The organism is Corallococcus sp. CA041A, assembly GCF_003612075.1.
GTDB lineage: Bacteria > Myxococcota > Myxococcia > Myxococcales > Myxococcaceae > Corallococcus > Corallococcus exiguus.
On the sequence record NZ_RAWF01000014.1, the window covers coordinates 1 to 15,674 of the forward strand.

Below are 15,674 nucleotides of genomic sequence, written 5' to 3' on the forward strand. Positions count from 1 at the left end.
GCACGTCGCCGCTGCCATCCGCTGGGTAGTGCGCCTTTCTCCCCAGGACGCCCTCCGCAAGGCGGGCTGCCTCGCCGAGGGCTTCTGGCTGCGCGATTTGTTAGAGAACTTCTGGCGACCTACTTAGGGCCGCGTGACGTGCACGAGGCTCGTCATCGCGTCCACGTACAGGGTCGTGTCGTCGGCGTACAGCGGCAGCAGCGGGGTGACCGACACCTGGTTGAGCTTCGTCTTGCGGACCTGCTGCGTGGCCGGGTCCTTGAACACGGCATACGGGACATCCTGGATGACGTAGGGCTCGCCGTTCACGTGGCCGATGATCATCAGCACATGGCCGGGGACGACGACGAGGTCGCCCACCTCCGCCTGTTCCAGCGCGCGCACCCGTTCGGCGTGTGAGTCGTGCGCCGTGAAGAGGCGGTGGTTCAGCGCCGCGCTCTTCCCTTGCATCCCGGAGTTGGGCGGGAGGAACAGCCCCATGCTGCGGTACACCTCGCTGGTCAGGCCGCTGCAGTCGCGCGCGTTGAACTGGTGCCCCCAGCCGTAGCGCTCGCCGAGGAACTTGAAGGACTGGCGGAGGATGTTGGCGCGGGTCAGCGGCAGATAGCCGGGCGCGGTGTCGGCGGTCCGGCGCAGCAGGGCGCTCCGGAAGGCCAGTGAGCCGTCCTGCTCGCGCACCGGCAACTGCACCGGCCACGAGGCATAGCTGCTGGCGCCGTTGACGGGCTCGCCGGGCGACACGTCGGCTCGTGGCAGCGCGACCCCCATGTCGAGCTCGAGTTCGGATACTCCCGGCGCTTCCGGAGTGAAGACCGTGCGCACCTGGTCGCCCGTGACGACGCGCCCGGGTGCCTTCGCCACGTAGGAGAACACCGCGTCCGCCGTGCCTTCCGCGATGTCGCCGCGCTTGACCCACGCGGGCCCCTGCGTCGTCTGGACGAACAGCCATTGCTGGTCCGCGCTCTGGTGCGCGATGACGACCGGCTCACCCGGGAACAGGATGCCGGCCTGCAGGCTCTCGTAGTCGCGCAGGTCCTGCGAGGCGAAGAACAGTCGACCGGACGGCAGTGACCGCAAGGGCGTGCGCCGCACGCTGAGGCCGTAGCGTGCGGTGGAGGTTTCGGGGATGTGCTCGGCCGCGGCGTTCTGGCGAAGCTCGTCGAGCATCGCCCCCGTCACCGGATGGCCCTGGTCGTCGATGACCGCCTTGATGGGCGTCTGCTGCGCATCCCTGATCCAACCGGCGACCTGGGCCCGAGTCAGCGTGGCGGGAATGCCTCTCAGATCGAACAGGCCGCCCTTCGGACCGAACGCGAGTTCGCGCTTCGCCGCCACCTGGCTGGCATCGAGCAGCACCGCATCGGGAGACGGTGCGCGGCGGATCCAGAACTCAGGCGACAGCATGTCTTCGCTGAACGCCGGCACCCCGGACGCAGACACCGCGAGCGCGGACGGCGTGGCGCACGCGCCAAGGCTGGCTGGGGCCCCCATCACCGCGAGCGAGAGTGCCCGCATGCGCCACGTACGACGAGAAGGGATGGCCAGGCGGCTCATGGGTTCTGCTCCCGCTTGAGGGTCGATTGCTCTCCTATCGGGAGAACGAACTCTCAGTGGGGGCTATTTCGCAGGGGGGATCAATCAGGGGGACTCCAGAATGTGGCTGAGGTCGCGGTCCACCACGGTGAATTCGGGGGACTGGTAGCGGACGCCGGGGTGTCTTCGAATGCGTGCACGATGGCGCGCCTGGCGCCCAGCCCGTGCATGCGCCCGCGCCATGAGGCGCTCCATGGCTTCGAGGTCGGCCATGTCGCGATAGAGACGGAGCAGGGGATGGGGCAGGGCGTGCGCCGCGCTATGCTGGTTCGACAATTCCCATGGCCTCCTCTCGTAAATCCCCTGGTTTCGTCCGCAGCCTCGTATTGCCCGCGCTGCTGCTCTTCGCCCTGCCGCTGTTCGGGCTCTGGTTCTCCGGTCATGCCTCCGACCGCTTCGACGCGCAGGTGTTCGAAGTCATCGAGAAGCAGATTGGACGCGACACGGAGTTGAGCGCGGAGGACCGCCAGGAGGCGCTCGCCTTCTACCGCGAGGTCCCCGCGTCGGCGGCCTGCACGAGCGACAGTGAGGACCTGGCGCGCTACCGCAACAGCCTGGGCGAAGCGTGCTCGGACGCGAAGCAGTTCGGGTGGGCGTACCTGGCCTCCTGGGTCCTGCTGGCGCTCGGGCTTGCCTCCACGGCGGTCGCGCTCCTGTGCGGCCTGGCGGCGTTCATCTCGCGTCCCTTCCAGTACGGCAGCTTCGTGGTGGGCTGGCTCGTGCTCCGGGTCGCCAGCGCGCTCCAGGTGCTGGGGCAGGGTGTGCTGCTGGTGTGGCTCTCCTACTGGGTGACCGCGCTCTGGGCCGATCGCTACTACCCGAAGCTCATCGGCATCATGGCCCTCATGGCGGCGGCCGCCGTCTTCCTGGTGGTGGTGGCCATCTTCCGCCGCCCGCCCATGGACTTCGACGTGGAGGCGGAAGAGGTGCCCGAAGCGCGCGCCCCGGAGCTGTGGGCCTGCGTGCGCCGGCTGTGCGAGCGGCTCCAGACGACGCCGCCCGACCACATCCTCGCGGGCATCGACACCAACTTCTTCGTCACGGAGAACGACGTGCGCGTGGACGGGCGCATCCTCTCCGGCCGTACCCTCTTCGTGAGCCTGTCCCTGCTGCGCCTGCTGGAGCGCTCCGAAGCGGAGGCCGTGCTGGCGCACGAGATGGGGCACCTGCTGGGCGGCGACACGGGGCACGGCAAGCGGCTGGCGCCCATGCTCTCGCACTTCGGCCACTACCTGGAGACGCTGTACGAGGGCGGCGTGACGCGCCCTGTCTTCTATTTCATGGCGGCCTATCGCGGGCTGTTCGAGCTGTCCCTGGGCCGCAGCCGTCGCGCCAGCGAGCTCGCGGCGGACCGGCTGGCGGCGGGTGTCACGTCGGGGCAGGACATCGCCCGCTCGCTGGTGAAGGTGGGCGCGTACTCGAGCTTCCGGGACCGCGTGGAGGCGAAGCTCTTCGCCCAGGACGAGCAGCACCAGTCGGTGGGCATCTCCCAGCGGGTCGCGCACGGCTTCTCCGAATACGCCCAGTCGGAGGCGGTGCACGACGACCTGCAGGGCGCCGTGACGCCCCATCCGTTCGACTCACACCCGCCGCTGGGCGCGCGCATGGAGAACGTGGGCGTCCACCTCAAGCCCGCGGACATGGCGCAGGTGCTCCTGGAGCCCGTGGAGTCCTCGTGGGCGGAGGCCTTCGAGGACGCGGAGGCCATCGAGGCGCGGCTGTGGGGCGCCTACGAGGCGCGCTTCTCCCAGGCCCATGACCTGGCGCTCGCCTGCCGTTACGAGCCGTCCACGGACGAGGAGCGGCAGCACGTGGAGAAGTTCTTCCCGGCGCTCGTCTTCGGGGGCAAGGAGGCCGGCTACGAGGTGCGGATGGACTACGCGCAGGTGAGCTGCTCGGAGTGGGAAGAGCCCGTCGAGTTCGAGCGGATCTCCACCGCCTCCACCGCCGACCGCATGTTCAAGAAGTACCTGGACCTGAAGGTCACCGGCGAGGGCCGCTTCAAGGGCGGGCGCGCCATCTGCTTGAGCAAGCTGAAGGAGCAGGACGCGGTGCTGGAGGCCTTCGAGCGCTACCTGGGACGACACCGGTTCATGAAGGCGCACCGCTCGGACTCGCAGGCCGCTTGAGCAGGAGCTCCGCCCGCTGGCGTCACGTCGCCGGCGGGCGGGTGCGGTAGAGAACTCCGTTCGCGAGCTCGAACGAGGTGCCGGCGGGAAGCGGGGTCCCCGCGACGTTCGCGTCGGCGCGCAACGTGCCGTTGAAGAGACTCCCGTGGAGGAAATGCACCGGGGTGCCGGCGGCCAGGGGGAGCCCCTCCACGTCGTGGTCGCGGGCCAGCACGCCGGACATTCCGGGGGAGTAGATGGGATCCTCGACCATGACCTCGTGGAAGGGGGCCAGCGGGATGCCGTCGACGACGATGGGCTCGGCCGGGGTGAAGCGCAGCGGGCGTCCCGTCATCGGATGAGGGGCGAGCACCGTGTCCCCAGCGCACGGGATGCCGTCCACGACCGCGTGTTCCGCCAGGGTGACGAAGTGGATGCGGCCCGCGTCGGTCATGTAGACGGACGTGCCCGCCCGAGCCACGAAGCCTCCCTCGCAGCGCGCGTTCTCATGCACGGTCACGAGCGCGGGTCTGCCGGTGCTCGCATGGATGCGCTCGACGTCCACCAGGCCTTCGATGCCCGGCACGCGCACCCCCTTCGGAGCCTGCCGCGACGCGAGCGTGTCGAAGGAGGGCATGTCATCCGGGTGCAAACCCTCCGCTACGCGCTGCAGGAGCTCGTCATAGGACGACGCCATGTAGCGGGTGTCGCCGTACGTCTCGCTCATGTGGAGGTAGAAGACAGCCCCCACGCCCTTCTTCAGCCGGTCCTCGACGTCGAGGTACCAGACGCCTCCGCCCCCATCCATGGCGAAGGGAACCAGTCCGGGGGGCAGTTCGTCGCTCTCATCGCCCCACCTGTCGAGGTTGAGGCGCGTCCTCGGCCCGGCGATGGTGCGCGGCTCGGAGAGGTCTTCCAGGAGCCTGGCGGGAAAGCGTGGGTCGATCATGCCCAGGCAGCTTCCGGGCAATCACACCGGGCGGCAAGCGCGGGCCCATGGTGACTGGCGCCATCCTCCTGGTGACCGCAGTCACCAGCCCGCGGGCTCCTCCCGTGAAGCACCTTCCGCCAACTCGTTGAAACCACAGGCGGGCATGGGACCACACCGGTCGACATGGGCCCGGCATGCCGGGTGCAGTAGGGCAGGGCATCGCTGTACTGCTCCCCCTTCGTCGCCTTCCCGAGGTTCCCGCCATGGCCCGTCGCATCGGTTCGTCCCTGCCCCGCACCTCCAGCCTCCCGACCTCCACGGTGTCCCAGCCGAAGCCCCCGGCGCGCGCGTCGACGCTCCCCGCCTCGACGACGGCCGCGAAGCCCACGGCGACCCCGCCCGCGGCGACGGCCACCAAGCCCACGGCGACGACGGCCACGGCGAACACGGCGACGGCCACCAAGCCCACGGCGACGACGGCCACGGCGAACACGGCGACGCCGCCGAAGCACGCGGCGGCTCCCGAGGGGCAGCCCTCCTACAGCCCCTGGGAGCTGACCTCGGGCGCCTCGGACGTGGCGGTGAGCGGCGGTGACAACAAGCTGACGGCGCCCGCGGCCGCGAAGCAGACCATGTTCATCGACAAGCCGGCCACGCCCTACCAGAAGGACACCTTCGGCGGCGGCAAGCTGAGCGCCAACATGGGTTCGATGCAGGCCTCCACCACCAGCCACAGCGGCGGTGGCGTGCACCACTACTCGGCTCAGGCCGAGGTCCAGGGTCCCAACGCCTCCTTCGGGATGCAGAAGACGCACGCGGGCCGGCTGGGCGTGTCGAGCGCGCAGCTCACTGGCGAGGCCAACAGCTTCAAGGCGCAGGCCCAGGCCGGCGTGTCGGCCGACACGGGCTCGCACGCCTACACCGCCGCGCTGACGGCCAAGGCGGAGACGGGCGTGGGCGTCACGGCGAGCGCGAGCCACGACTTCAACCGGCACGTGGGCGGCTACGTGAAGGGTGAGGCGAAGGCCGGCGCCTCCGCCTTCGCGGAAGGCGTGGCCACCCTGGACCCGAAGACGGCCACGGCGATGGTCTCCGGGCAGGTGGGCGCGGGTGCCACGGCGGGCGCGTACGCCACGGCGGGCGGGCACGTGGGCCGGGTGCACGGCTCGGTCACCGCCGGCGCGGTGGCGGGCGCGTCGGCCCAGGCGGGCGGCAAGTTCGGCCTGGAGAATGGCTTCCTCAAGCAGTCCGCGGACGTGAACACCGCCCTGGGCGTGGGCACCCACGTGAAGTCGGACGTGGCGGTCGACCTGCGTCACCACATCAAGCCGGGGATCGCGTCGGGCCTGCGCCCCGCCCTCGGCACCGCGATGGGCGTGCCCGCGCCCGCGATCGCCATCGAGCCCGAGAAGTCGGGCATCGAGAAGCTCTTCGCCAAGGCCTTCGGCAAGGAGTGACCCGCTGGGGGCATACCCCCCGTCCGGGTGTTCCTCCCTGGCGTCGTCATGGGCCACTTCGTAGGTTGCGCTCCCCCAGTCCTTCGAGCGCTTCGCACTCCATGACGACGTCCATCCTCCGAACCCTCCTCCTCGGTGTTTTTGTTCTCCAGGCGCTCTCCGCCTGCGCCACGGCCCCACAGCGTCACGAGCAGCCGCCGCATACCGCTCCTCCCGCGGCGGAGCTGACCGAGGCACTGAAGCCCTTTTCCTTCCTGATGGGGACGTGGGACGCGGAGGGTGGCGGTACGCCCGGTGCGTCCGCCGGAACCTTCACGTTCCAGCCGGATGTGCAGGGTCATGTGCTGATCCGCCGGAACGAATCCTCCACGCCGGGTGGGCGGCACGAGGACCTGATGGTCCTGTATCCGGGAGCGCCTGGAGCGGTGCGTGCGAGCTACTTCGACAACGAAGGGCACGTCATTCAGTACTCGGCCCGTGCGGAGAGTTCCCCGGCGAGCGCGGAGTTCGTCACCGACGAGGCCGCTGGCACGCCCCGGTTCCGTCTGTCGTATCTGCTGAACACAGACGGCACACTCAACGTCAAGTTCGAGATCGCCCCTCCCGGTGCCGGCTTCCGGACCTACCTCGAGGGTGCTGCCCGGCGGAGATAGGCATTGGCGGCGGGTGTGACATCGTGACGGCCAATACCCAGCACATGAGGTGAAAGGCAGCCGCCGAATCCTCTACACTGGCAGTCATGTCACGATGGCTGATTGCGCTGCTGATGCTTTCGGGATGTACGGGCTCTGTCTCGCCGTCCGATGCGGGAGTGTCCAGCGACGCGGGCATACGCGACGCTGGCGTCTCCCCGGGCTGGGGGCAGGGCCCGGAGGTCGGCACGGTCGTCAACGACGTCTGGACCCCCGGGCGTGACAATGACGGCCGCGTGAACGAAGCGAGCTGGGACCTGGTGCCGCATGGCCGGTGGGTGAGCGTCTCGGACACGAACCTCGACGTCCTGGGGGCGCAGGTGCAGGCCGCCATTCCCGGGTGGCGGGACTACGGCAGCCAGGGGTGGGGCGGCGTCACCGAGGCGTGGAACGCGCCGGCCTTCGACCTCGCCGGCCGCAGGCTGTGGCGTCACGGCGGCGGTCACGGCGACTCGAGCAACAACGGCATCTACCGCTTCGACCTGGACTCGATGCGCTGGTCGATTGAACACATGCCGAGCGACACCCACCTCTGGAGTCAGGCGTACCGCCAGTCCGCCACCTTCGCGGGTTGCCCGGAGTCGAGTGCGGCCTACCACGCGGAGGTCGACGCGGGCACCTGGGCGCAGCGCGACCACTGGTACTACGACGAAATCTTCTGGGACCGCACCGCGAGCAATCCCATGGGCAATCCCACGGCGCGGCACGTGTACGACGGTTTCATCTACGTGCCGGAGAGTGACGAACTCGTCGTCGCCTGCCGCCGGCTGTGGCGGTACTCGCTCGAAAGCCACACGTGGACCATCAAGACGCATCCGCGCGCGAACGGTGACGAATATGCCTTCACGGAGGACGTCATCGCGGTGCTCGACCACGAGTCGAAGCTGGTGATTGGCTCCTGCGGCTCTGGTGGCCCCTTCGCCGCGGACTACGACCTGCGCACCGACACCTGGCTCGCCCCGCGTGCGAGCTGGGGAAGCTGGGACTGGACCGGCGCCGCCTACACGCAGGATGGCGACATCGTCACCATCTTCATGCCGCCGCACAGCTCCGGGAACTACGCCTCTCCCGGCCGCTGGCAGCGCTACGACGTGGCCACCCACTCCGTGCTCGCGTCGGGCTCGACGTGGAACTACGAAGGCGGTCTGTCGCTCGCGTCATTCCCAGACACCGAGCATGCCACCGACGGTCACGGCATGGTCTACGTGCCGACCGAGGGCGTCTACTGGGTGTACACGAAGCTCAACAGCGGCATGGCCTGGCTGGAGCTCGACCTCAAGACGACGCCCGCGACGTTGCGGCCGAAGACCTTCGCCAACGCTGCTCCCGTCCTGCCGAGCGGCATCGCGCGGCGCCGGGCCATCTACTTCCCCAGCCTCGACGCCATCGTGTGGATGAGCCCCGCGGACCAGGACGTGATCGTCTTCCGTCTGTGAGGCTTCATGCGGTGACGGGCACGCCACTCCGCCACGCGACGCAGAACAGGCGCTGGACGTATCTCGCGTCCAGCGCCTGCTTCCAGGCCGGTCCAGCGACATCAACCGAAGCGAAGGCTAGTTACAGGGCGCGCCGCAGGTGCCCGCTCCACGGGCCTGACATGCCGCCGTGTTGATGCAGAACAAGCCATCACCCGTGCAGCACCCGAGCAAACGCGAGGACTCGTCCGTGGTCTCGTCCGGAACCGCGCTGCTGGGGCTGGTCGAAACGAGCACGGCCTCGTTCGGCACGACCTCGCTCGGGGCGAGCTGAGAGGAGGAAACAGCCATTCCCACCACGAAGGCAAAACTCAGGGCAACTCCGGAAACAAGCGTCCGCAGCATCTGATGCTCCTTGGGTTGAGAGGCGTCTGGGATGGTACTCCCAATGTGTCCCGCAATCCAAGACTCCGGAGTCTGGCTTTGTTTGGCGTTCGGGGGTGTTGAGTGTGGATGTATTTTGATGGGTGAGTGCAAATGACACGGTGCGAAGTCAGGTCTTCCCGTAGCGGCGCACGGCCTCGTCGAATTCAATTCGGCGTGCGCGCAGCAGTCCACCCGCCAGGGGCTCTGCTCCGTCGACGTCCACGTAGTCGAGCTTCCAGGCGAAGCCGAGTGACGGGTCGAGCCGGTCGACGATGAGGTCGAAGGTATAGGCGGGGCCCTTCGTGGCCACCAACCCATGCACGTTGTCGTGTTGGTCCGAGATGCTTGAGAGATCCCCGGGTCCGGACACGCGGTCGATGCTCGGACGCAGCACCAGGTGCTTGGGCTGACTTTCGACGCGTTCGAAGTGGCGCAGGTGGAACTCTCCGGCGAGCACCACGTGCATGGACACCATGTTCTGATGTCCGTGAGGCACGATGGCTCTGCCTTGAGCCAGCCCGAAGAGCTTCGTGCCAAAGACGCGCGGCAACCCCTCGACCCTGGGCAATGGCGCGGACATCGCACCGGCTCGGTCATCCGGCAGCTCGAGGCCCGGCTTCAGTCGGTCGGCGTCGATGGCCCGAACCAGCTCGGAGAGAGGGACCCGGGCGAAGAGCGCCTCGACCTGCTGCTGCCATTCCCGTGGCTCGAGCTTCCGGTCATGGACCTCCGAACAGAGTTGATGGGTACGGGAGAGCCACGCCTGGACCTCCTTGCGCACGGGCCCCGCGAGCGCGTCCTGCCGCAGGAGCATGGGGATCAGGGCATAGCCCGTCAGTGCTTGGAGCAGGACCTCTCGCCGCGTAGAGCGCTGAGTCATACCCGAGCAAGGAAGCAGGGTGCATGCCAGCATTACGGACGGCATGTTCGAGGCAAGGTCCCGACTCCATGCGCTCGCCCGCGGGTGAGCAGCCACAGGTGTGGCTGGATCCGCACAGGCCCGGCCGCGCCTACTGCCGGACCGAGTACTCGGTGCCCGAGCGGAAGGGGACGGTCATGGACGCGAAGCCGTGGCGTGGGTCGCGCACCCAGGTGACGTAGTCGCGGTAGTCGGCCTTGAAGACACCGACGTTGTCGGTCACCACCACGGCGCCCGGACGCAGGGCCGGGGCGACGAGCTTGAGCACGTCGAGCGCCCGCACGGGGAACCCATCGTTGAGCATGAAGTCCACCTCGCCGAGGTCCGCTCGCAGCGTCTCCGTCGCGTCACCCACGCGAATCTCCGCGAAGGACGCGAGCCCCGCCTCCTCCAGGTTCGCCTGCGCGCGCCGCGCCTTCTCCGGCAGGAGTTCGGTGCCAATGACACGGCCGCCGCCGTTGTCGCGCACCGCCGCCGCCAGCCACAGCGTCGAGACGCCAAAGGACGTGCCGAACTCGACGACGGTCCTGGCGCGGAGCGCCCGCGCCGTCAGGTAGCAGAAGGCGCCCTGGGCGCGCTCGATCGCGAGGTACTTGTCCGCGAAGACGTGCTCGGTGCCCGGCTTGTCAATGGGGCGGCCGAGGAGCATCCGCGGCAGCTGTGGCAGGAGGTGGAGGAGGACGCCCGGCATCTGCCGTTCGGCCTCGCCGTGGAGTCGCCGCAGCACGGCGCGCACCCGTTCGTCGGGCAGGACGGACAGGGGACCCCTGTCATGGTCATTAGCGCTGAACACCGGAGAATCCCTTTCGGCCTGGCGCCCAATAGGCGACGTTGGTGACCTGCTTCGCGGAGATGCCTGCTCGCCGCACTGCCTTGTAGAGGTGCTGGATTGACGGAGCCTTCCCGGTGAAGACACACCGCGTCCGCGGTTCGGCGAGCAGCGCGCGCATGAGTTCGTTCTCGATGCGATCGAGGTGAACAGCCTCCGGCTCGCGCGCGGTCAGCGTCACACCGGTGGTGACGCCAATCCGTTCGAGTGCGATGCGCGAGGCTTCGGTGGATTCCACCTCGAACGAGAACGCCACCTCCCGGATTCCCTCGGGTGTCGCTCGAAGCGCGGCCGCGGTGCTGAACGAGGTTTCGTCGCCGAAGAAGAACAACGGCCGCCCGACGGAGGCGAGGTCCAGCGCCGAACGCGGGCCCACGAGGAAGAGCGGCTCTCCCATGGTCGCCGACGCGAGCCAGTTCGACGCGATGCCCTGGCCGTGAACGAACCCGAGAAACGTGGCGGTGCCGGTTCGAGGCTCGAAGGAGAGCGGTGTGTACGCTCGCCCGGCCAGGCCGGCGAAGCCGATCTGGATCATGTCGCCGGGTGTCCAGCGGCGGCCTTCAAGGTCTTCTCCCTCAATCGTGACGAGGCGGAACGCATCTCCCACGGACTCGACTTCGCGAACCCTGGCGCGGCGCGAGACGAGGCGATGGAACATGGACTCGACGACGCCCGAAGGCGCGGTGGATGGCGACGGCATGCGGGAGACGATAGGGAGTCGCGCCCCTGGCCGCATTGCGCAGTCAGGACAATTTGTTTATCAAAACGGTCATGGCGGCGAAGCGGCGGAAATCGAAGGCGACACGGCCCGTGGATCCGACGAGCTGGACGTTCAGCGGAGACGTCCAGGTGGCGAACGGACCTCCTGGCGCGGTGGCTTCGCTCGAGGCGCTCGGGAGCCGGTTCACGCTCGATGCGCGTGGACGGTTGAAGACCGCGGTCGAGCGGCCGGCGAACGCGATCGGGATCCGCATGGCGAGCGGGGGGATCGAGAGCGAACCCCACGAGCACCGCGAATCGCAGCTCATGTACCTGGTGCGCGGAGAGATGATCTGCGAAGCGTCGAACGCCCTCTGGATCGTCCCGCCGCAATCCGCGCTGTGGATCCCCGGGGGCGTGACGCACCGGATCCGGGGTCGCGCGCCGCTCGAAGGCTACAGTGTCTTCCTCAAGCCGCGCTCGGCGCCGAACCTTCCGAAGGATTGCTGCGCGGTGTCGGTGACGCCGCTCTTCCGTGAGCTCCTGCTGCGCCTGGCGACGCGTCCCGCGCTCTACGACCTCAAGGGGCCGGACGCGCGCCTGGTGGCCGTGCTCCTCGACGAGCTGGCGACGGTCTCCATCGAGAAGCACCGCCTGCCGATGCCGAGCGACCCCCGGCTCCGGCGTCTGGTGGACGCGATGGCCGCCGAGCCGGCGATCGGCGTGACGACGAAGACGTGGGCGAAGCGAATCGGCGTCAGCGAGCGCACCTTGAACCGCGTCCTCGTCGAGGAGACGGGCTTGAGCTTCGGCCGCTGGCGCCAGCAGCTCCACATCATCCTGGCCATCCAGAAGCTCTCCCGGGACGCGACCGTGCAGAACGTGGCGCTGGACCTGGGCTACGAGAACGCGAGCAGCTTCGTGACCATGTTCCGAAAGGCGCTCGGAACGTCACCCGCGCGGTACATGGCGAACCGCCTGGCCGCGCCGGTGGGGAAGCGATAGCCGCAAGCCCCCTTCCGTGGTACCCAGCCGGCAGCCACTTGACGCTCCGATGGCGGTGCGACGTTCTGTCGCGACCGTAGGGTGTCCTCGGGTGGCATTCCGTCGGCTGGCGCCTCCCGGGTCATGACCCCGTTGTTTCTGGAGGCCCCCATGTCCACGTCCGAACTGCCCGTCCTCGAGTTCATCCTCACGAACTACAAGAACTTCAACGCCCGCGCGACGCGCGACGCGCTCCTGTCCTACTGGGAGCATGTGTCGAGCGGTGGCCGGATGTTCTGGAGCGTCGCGGGCGCGATGTCGTCCGCGCAGCTCGGCATCACGCTCGCGCCCGCCATCCGCTCGGGACTGATTCACGGCCTGTCGGTGACGGGCGCCAACCTGGAGGAGTCGCTCTTCCGGCTCGTCGCGCACACGGCGTACAAGGACTTCCCCGAGTACCGCTACTTCACCAAGCAGGACGACACGAAAATCCTCGAGCAGCGGATGCGCCGGGTCACCGACACGAGCATCCCCGAGGACGAGGCGTTCCGGGCGGTGGAGAAGATTGTCGTCCCCATGTGGAAGAACGCCTCCGCGAAGGGCGAGCGCCGCTTCTGGCACGAGTACTTCTACGAGCTCATCCAGGTGCTGGAGCCCGCGGCATACGAGGGTGACCCGGAGGCCTGCTGGCTGATGGAGGCGGCGAAGCGCAAGCTGCCCATCGTCGTCCCGGGCTACGAGGACTCGACGTTCGGGAACATCTTCGCGTCCTACGTGAAGACGGGCGACTGCAACGCGAGCATCGCCAAGTCCGGCATCGAGTACATGGCCGACTTCTACGACCGCTACGAGGAGCTGTCCGCGGGCAAGGGCGTGGGCTTCTTCCAGATTGGCGGCGGCATCGCCGGTGACTTCCCCATCTGCGTCGTGCCGTCGACGAAGTACGACATGCAGAAGCCCGTGAAGCCGTGGGCCTACTTCTGCCAGATCAGCGACTCGACGACGTCCTACGGCTCGTACTCAGGCGCGACGCCCAACGAGAAGATCACCTGGGACAAGCTGACGGAGACGACGCCGATGTACGTCATCGAGTCGGACGCCACCATCGTCGTCCCGCTGATGCTCCGCGCGCTGCTGGAGTGCCAGGGCCATCCGGAAGCGGCGAACGCGCTCATCGCGAAGCACCGGCGCTAGTCACGCGCGAACCGCGGCAGGGCCCAGAACGCGATGGGCCCTGCCGGGCTTTCGTCAGAGGCCTTGCTCAGAAGCGGGCGAGGAAGGCGTCGTTGCTACCGGCGCTGGTATTGCCGCCAAGGCTTCCGCCCGTCTGTCCCGCGACGTAGGCGTTGCCGGAAGCGTCCACGGCCACGCCGCGGGCGACGTCCTGGCGCGAGGTGCCCAGGGTCTGGGTGCCCAGCTTCGTGCCGAGCGCGTCGTAGCGGGTGAGGAAGGCATCGGAGGCGCCCGCATACGGGATGCCGGCGAGCCCGCCCGTGTAGCCGACCACCTGCACGACGTTGTTCGAGGAGACGGCGACGCCGAACGCGTAGTCGGGCTGCCCGCCTCCGAGCATGCGGCTCCAGTCGCGGTTGCCAGCGCTGTCGTAGCGGGCGAGCAGCACGTCGATGGTGCCGTTGTTGGTGTTGCCGTCCAGGCCGCCAAACGTTTCGCCAACAATGTAGACGCCGCCATCGGGGCCCACGGCGACGCTCTTGCCGTCATCCAGGTCGCCCGCGTCAATCTGCCGGACCCACTGCTGGGCGCCCAGGATGTTGAGCTTGAGCAGGAAGATGTCGCTGTTCACCGGCGAGGTGGTGCCGTCGAGGCTGCCGTAGGTGTTCCCGACGATGTAGACCTCGTGGGTGGGCGTGACGGCGATGCCGCGCGCCATGTCGCTCGCGGCGCTGCCGAACTGCTGGAGCCAGTACGGGTTGCCCGCCGTGTCATAGAGCCCGGCGATGATGTCGTAGTTGTTGGGGTTGCCGCCGTTGGCGAAGCTGCCGCCGGTGTAACCGGTGAAGTAGAGGGTGTCGTCCGCGCCAATGGCGATGCCCGTGGCGAAGTCATCCATCTGCGTGCCGTTCTGGCGCAACCACAGGCGGTTGCCGGCTGAGTCATACTTGGCGATGAAGAAGTCGATGCCGCCCGCGTTGGTGTAGAAGTCGAAGCCACCGAAGGTGGTTCCAGCCACATACGCGTTGCCGTCCGCGTCAGTGGCCACGGCGGTGGCGCGGTCCGACCCGGTGGTGCCGAGCTGGTGGACCCACTGGAGGTTGCCGGCGGTGTCGTACCGGGCAATGAACGCGTCCTGACCGCCGGCCTTCGGGTCGGAGCCGAGCTGGCTGGTCGTCTGACCCACCACGTAGACGCTCGAGCCTGACACGGCCACGGCGTTGGCCTGCTCATCCAGGTTGGCGCCGAGCTGGGCCACCCAGGAGGGGGACGGAACCTGGGCCGCGGCGACGGAGGGGACGCCCGCGGCGCCGACGACGCCCGCGAACCCAAACATGCTCAAGAGAAGGTGTTTCATCACGAACTCCATTTCTCAGTGGGGGGAACAGCACCGCGGCGTCAGGGAGGGAGATCTGACGTCACGGCACTCTTGCAAGACCACGAGAAACGGGCGCGCGGAAGATGGGTAATTAAAGACACACATGCGACAGTGTCTGGCTTGAGCACGACCGTGACACATGGACGCGTCATGTCATTTCACGACGCAGCCGCGCCCAGGCCTCGAAGCTCATGGGCGAAAGGCCGTAGGCGCGCGCGATTTCAGGCCGAGCCAGCACCGGGGCGACGTTCATGTACGTCATGCCTTGAGCCACGCCGGGATGCAGGCCGGCCGCGACGGCCTCTTCGATCGTGGAGGACTGGACCACGTACTCCTTGCCGTCGACGCGCGAGAGGACCTCGGTGATTTGAGGGAGCGTGAGCACGTCACCCGCGAGCTCCAGCGTCACGCCATGGAACTTCACGGGATTGTTGATCGCCGCCGCGGCCGCCTTGCCGATGTCCTCGGGGGCGATGAGCCCGATGGGCTTGTCGGCCCTGACCACCGTGAGCAACCGGCGCCCGTCGACGAAGCCGGAGGGATCCAACATCGCGTGGTCCATGAAGGTGGCGGGCAGGAGGAGGGTCCAGTGCTTGAAGCCCGCGGTGCGGACCAGGTCGCACGTGGCCAGCTTGTTCTCCCAGTACTCCTCGTGGAACTTCCAGCGCCCCTCCGCCCAGCCCTCGACGTCGCGGTGGGCGCCGACGCCGGTCGTCGCGGTGTGCACGAAGGTCTCGACGCCCTCGGCAAGCGCGGCCTCGACGAGGTTCTTCCCTTGCTGGCGCTCCTTGCTGAAGTCGACGCCGGTCGCGGAGACGATGGGTGACTGCATCGAGAAGACCGCCCGCGTCCCGGCGCAGGCGGCGCGCAACGACGCTGGATCGTCCAGGTCCCCGACGACCACCTCCGCGCCAGCCGCCGCGAGGGCCCTGGCGTTCGCCGCCTCCGGATTGCGCACCAGGACGCGCACTTTCGTGCGGCCCTCGGCCAGTAACGCCCGGGCGGTGGCGCCCCCCTGACGTCCTGTGGCGGCGGTGACGAGAACGGCATCATTTCGGCTCATCGGCGGC

The 15,674-nt window shown here is 68.4% G+C and carries 14 protein-coding genes; 7 read left to right on the forward strand and 7 right to left on the reverse strand.

The genetic code is table 11. From position 1 onward, the window contains the following. Positions 1 to 123: 123 nt before the first annotated feature. Complete coding sequence (locus D7V77_RS04530) at positions 124 to 1,554, reverse strand: SH3 domain-containing protein (protein WP_233596683.1); 1,431 nt, start codon at positions 1,552 to 1,554, stop codon at positions 124 to 126. Between the two features lie 320 nt (positions 1,555 to 1,874). Here D7V77_RS04530 and D7V77_RS04540 point away from each other — a divergent pair, with 320 nt between their 5' ends. Then, on the forward strand, positions 1,875 to 3,722 hold the full coding sequence (locus tag D7V77_RS04540; RefSeq protein WP_120575041.1) for a M48 family metallopeptidase: 1,848 nt from the start codon (positions 1,875 to 1,877) through the stop codon (positions 3,720 to 3,722). 22 nt (positions 3,723 to 3,744) lie between these two features. Here D7V77_RS04540 and D7V77_RS04545 read toward each other — a convergent pair whose 3' ends face one another. After that, entirely contained in the window at positions 3,745 to 4,650 is a 906-nt protein-coding gene (locus D7V77_RS04545; RefSeq protein ID WP_120575042.1) for an SMI1/KNR4 family protein, read from the reverse strand. Between the two features lie 245 nt (positions 4,651 to 4,895). Between D7V77_RS04545 and D7V77_RS04550 the strand changes: the two genes are divergently transcribed. The 4 genes from D7V77_RS04550 to D7V77_RS43580 all read left to right on the forward strand — a co-directional run bounded on the left by D7V77_RS04550 (position 4,896) and on the right by D7V77_RS43580 (position 8,530). After that, on the forward strand, positions 4,896 to 6,089 hold the full coding sequence (locus D7V77_RS04550; RefSeq protein WP_120575043.1) for a hypothetical protein: 1,194 nt from the start codon (positions 4,896 to 4,898) through the stop codon (positions 6,087 to 6,089). Between the two features lie 101 nt (positions 6,090 to 6,190). Then, positions 6,191 to 6,742 carry a hypothetical protein gene (locus D7V77_RS04555; RefSeq protein ID WP_147451976.1) on the forward strand — a complete coding sequence of 184 codons (552 nt, stop codon included), beginning with the start codon at positions 6,191 to 6,193 and terminating at the stop codon, positions 6,740 to 6,742. A gap of 86 nt (positions 6,743 to 6,828) precedes the next feature. Continuing rightward, positions 6,829 to 8,217, forward strand: a complete 1,389-nt coding sequence (locus D7V77_RS04560) for a hypothetical protein (protein ID WP_147451977.1) — start codon at positions 6,829 to 6,831, stop codon at positions 8,215 to 8,217. 169 nt (positions 8,218 to 8,386) lie between these two features. Beyond that, a complete protein-coding gene (locus D7V77_RS43580; protein WP_158624318.1) occupies positions 8,387 to 8,530 on the forward strand; it encodes a hypothetical protein in 144 nt (47 codons plus the stop codon). A 219-nt stretch (positions 8,531 to 8,749) separates the two neighbouring features. Here D7V77_RS43580 and D7V77_RS04565 read toward each other — a convergent pair whose 3' ends face one another. From D7V77_RS04565 to D7V77_RS04575, 3 genes are all read right to left on the reverse strand, one after another. After that, positions 8,750 to 9,502: a hypothetical protein gene (locus D7V77_RS04565; RefSeq protein ID WP_147451978.1), complete on the reverse strand. Its 753-nt coding sequence runs from the start codon at positions 9,500 to 9,502 to the stop codon at positions 8,750 to 8,752. 130 nt (positions 9,503 to 9,632) lie between these two features. Beyond that, positions 9,633 to 10,268, reverse strand: a complete 636-nt coding sequence (locus tag D7V77_RS04570; RefSeq protein ID WP_233596684.1) for an O-methyltransferase — start codon at positions 10,266 to 10,268, stop codon at positions 9,633 to 9,635. Between the two features lie 52 nt (positions 10,269 to 10,320). Then, positions 10,321 to 11,028, reverse strand: coding sequence for a siderophore-interacting protein (locus tag D7V77_RS04575; protein ID WP_158624320.1), 708 nt, complete (start codon positions 11,026 to 11,028; stop codon positions 10,321 to 10,323). 152 nt (positions 11,029 to 11,180) lie between these two features. On the opposite strand from D7V77_RS04575, the gene D7V77_RS04580 reads away from it, so the two are divergent. Both D7V77_RS04580 and D7V77_RS04585 read left to right on the forward strand, forming a co-directional pair. Next, positions 11,181 to 12,074 (forward strand): helix-turn-helix transcriptional regulator, encoded by an 894-nt coding sequence (locus D7V77_RS04580; protein WP_233596685.1) that lies wholly within the window; start codon positions 11,181 to 11,183, stop codon positions 12,072 to 12,074. A gap of 150 nt (positions 12,075 to 12,224) precedes the next feature. Further along, positions 12,225 to 13,247, forward strand: coding sequence for a deoxyhypusine synthase family protein (locus tag D7V77_RS04585; protein ID WP_120575049.1), 1,023 nt, complete (start codon positions 12,225 to 12,227; stop codon positions 13,245 to 13,247). Positions 13,248 to 13,314: 67 nt separating this feature from the next. Here the strand turns inward: D7V77_RS04585 and D7V77_RS04590 are convergent, their stop codons facing one another. Together D7V77_RS04590 and D7V77_RS04595 are read right to left on the reverse strand one after the other, a co-directional pair. After that, positions 13,315 to 14,583 carry an SBBP repeat-containing protein gene (locus tag D7V77_RS04590; protein WP_233596686.1) on the reverse strand — a complete coding sequence of 423 codons (1,269 nt, stop codon included), beginning with the start codon at positions 14,581 to 14,583 and terminating at the stop codon, positions 13,315 to 13,317. A gap of 169 nt (positions 14,584 to 14,752) precedes the next feature. Further along, positions 14,753 to 15,667 carry an NmrA family NAD(P)-binding protein gene (locus D7V77_RS04595; protein WP_120575051.1) on the reverse strand — a complete coding sequence of 305 codons (915 nt, stop codon included), beginning with the start codon at positions 15,665 to 15,667 and terminating at the stop codon, positions 14,753 to 14,755. Between the last annotated feature and the right edge of the window lie 7 nt (positions 15,668 to 15,674).

What these genes read in the sequence shown, in the direction of transcription:
- D7V77_RS04530 (WP_233596683.1), bottom strand. Translation starts at nt 1,554, where the DNA reads ATGAGCCGCCTGGCCATCCCTTCTCGTCGTACGTGGCGCATGCGGGCA.
- D7V77_RS04540 (WP_120575041.1), top strand. Translation starts at nt 1,875, where the DNA reads ATGGCCTCCTCTCGTAAATCCCCTGGTTTCGTCCGCAGCCTCGTATTG.
- D7V77_RS04545 (WP_120575042.1), bottom strand. Translation starts at nt 4,650, where the DNA reads ATGATCGACCCACGCTTTCCCGCCAGGCTCCTGGAAGACCTCTCCGAG.
- D7V77_RS04550 (WP_120575043.1), top strand. Translation starts at nt 4,896, where the DNA reads ATGGCCCGTCGCATCGGTTCGTCCCTGCCCCGCACCTCCAGCCTCCCG.
- D7V77_RS04555 (WP_147451976.1), top strand. Translation starts at nt 6,191, where the DNA reads ATGACGACGTCCATCCTCCGAACCCTCCTCCTCGGTGTTTTTGTTCTC.
- D7V77_RS04560 (WP_147451977.1), top strand. Translation starts at nt 6,829, where the DNA reads ATGTCACGATGGCTGATTGCGCTGCTGATGCTTTCGGGATGTACGGGC.
- D7V77_RS04565 (WP_147451978.1), bottom strand. Translation starts at nt 9,502, where the DNA reads ATGACTCAGCGCTCTACGCGGCGAGAGGTCCTGCTCCAAGCACTGACG.
- D7V77_RS04575 (WP_158624320.1), bottom strand. Translation starts at nt 11,028, where the DNA reads ATGTTCCATCGCCTCGTCTCGCGCCGCGCCAGGGTTCGCGAAGTCGAG.
- D7V77_RS04585 (WP_120575049.1), top strand. Translation starts at nt 12,225, where the DNA reads ATGTCCACGTCCGAACTGCCCGTCCTCGAGTTCATCCTCACGAACTAC.
- D7V77_RS04590 (WP_233596686.1), bottom strand. Translation starts at nt 14,583, where the DNA reads ATGAAACACCTTCTCTTGAGCATGTTTGGGTTCGCGGGCGTCGTCGGC.
- D7V77_RS04595 (WP_120575051.1), bottom strand. Translation starts at nt 15,667, where the DNA reads ATGAGCCGAAATGATGCCGTTCTCGTCACCGCCGCCACAGGACGTCAG.